Genomic DNA, 1,991 nt, shown 5'->3' with positions numbered 1-1,991 from the left:
GAGATGAATTCGGCTGAAACAGAAACCGAAAATTCCCCCGCAGTTGAAGAGAAAAATCCGACTGTTTCGGAAATTCCTAATTCCGAGACGAATTCGGCTGAAACAGAAACCGAAAATTCCGCAGCGACAGAAACTCAAAACCCGACTGTTTCCGAAATTCCCAACTCGGAGACGAATTCGGCTGAGACAAAAACCGAAAAATCTCCCGCCGTTGAAGAGAAAAATCCGACTGTTTCGGAAATTCCTAATTCCGAGACGACTTCGGCTGAGACAGAAATCGAAAATTCCGCAGCGACAGAAACTCAAAACCCGACTGTTTCGGAAATTCCCAACTCGGAGACGAATTCGGCTGAGACAAAAACCGAAAAATCTCCCGCAGTTGAAACTCAAAATTCGACTGTTTCCGAAATCCCCAATTCCCACACTAATTCGACTGAAACAACAACCGAAAATTCCCCTGTAATTGAAGACAAACAGCCGACTGTTTCGGAAACTCCCAACTCTGCGACAAATTCGACTGAGACAAAAACGGAAAATTCTCCCGCAGTTGAAGACAAAAATCCGACTGTTTCCGAAATCCCCAATTCCCAGACTAATTCGACTGAAACAACAACCGAAAAATCTCCAGCGACAGAAACTCAAAACCCGACTGTTTCCGAAATTCCCAATTTCCCAACAAATCCTGTTGAGACAGAAATCGACGAAATCACAGGTGACACAATTGAAAAACCCGTCTTTTTCCAACCAGAAAAACCAGAAATACCAGCAATACCCGCAGAATCCACAGACATTCTCACCGGGGAAATTGAAAACATCTCCCCAACTCTTATCGACACCCCCGAAACTGCAGACAATTTACCGCTAATTTCTCCAGATGAAATTTCCCTACTGTGGGAAACTCTCAACAGCATACTCGCCCAACAACCTCCTCACATTCTCGAAACAGAATCAAGCCAAAATCATCAACCATCCGAATCAGAATACATAGTTACCGACAGCCAAACTATTATTCCCGAAATCGCCGTCACCCAAAACCATCACTCGCAACAATCAGAAAATATCATCGCCGACAGCGACAATCAGCCACCCACAACTATCGACGAATATGTAAACCCCGACTTCGACTCCGAAAAAATCGCAATTACTCCCCCAATACCATCCGACGAAAACAATCAGCCAGACAATTCACAAAATATCATCGCCGCCTCCGAAATCGCCACGGAAACTGACAGCGACTCCCAAACAAATATCAACGAATACACTGTCACCCACACAGAAACCCAACGAGAAACAACCCCCAACCTCCCCCAACAAAACCAACCATTAATCGGAATCATCGACACCGGCTTTGTAGCCAACAATCCCAACATCGACTACAGCCAAATCATCCTCGGAAAAGACTTAATCGAGGGCGACAACAATCCCCTACTCCAACCAAATCAAGAAAACCAACACGGCGACGCAATTTTAGACATTATTAACGACTCCAGCAATCAAAGCGACACCAAAAAATCGACTCCGATTTGGTTAGGACGAGCAACTGGCAGCGGCAACTGGCATCAATCCCTGATAGAATTTGTAGACGCAGCCATTGCCTCAAAACAACCCAACGCCGTCGTCAACCTCAGCTTCGACTTAACCCAAATCAATCCCGACGGCACACAAACCACACGCTACCAACTCACACCAGAAGAAAAATCAGCACTTAAATACGCTCAGGACAACAACATCCTGATTGTAGCAGCGGCCGGTAATGAAGGAACTCTCATCTCTGCCCTCGGACAAGCCTCAACAGAATTCGACAACATCATCACCGTCGGCGCATCCGAAAACAACAATCGAGCCGCCTATTCCAGCTACGGAGGCGGTTTAGATATCCTAGCACCAACAAGCCTTACACAAACAGCAGAATCATCAACAACCGAAACAAAACAAGGCACATCAATAGCAGCAGCCTTCGTCACAAACACCATCTCCCAAATGTGGGCAGC

1 pseudogene is annotated in these 1,991 nt (G+C 46.0%); it reads left to right on the top strand.

Annotated elements, in window-relative coordinates:
• Positions 1-1,991 (top strand): annotated as a pseudogene (locus QUB26_RS31625) (hypothetical protein); the annotation flags it as partial.

Origin of the sequence: Microcoleus sp. B4-C1 (assembly GCF_036705285.1) — a bacterium.
Lineage (GTDB): Bacteria > Cyanobacteriota > Cyanobacteriia > Cyanobacteriales > Microcoleaceae > Microcoleus.
The sequence above is the reverse complement of the archived record's forward strand: the minus strand, read 5'-3'. Positions and strand labels throughout refer to the sequence as shown.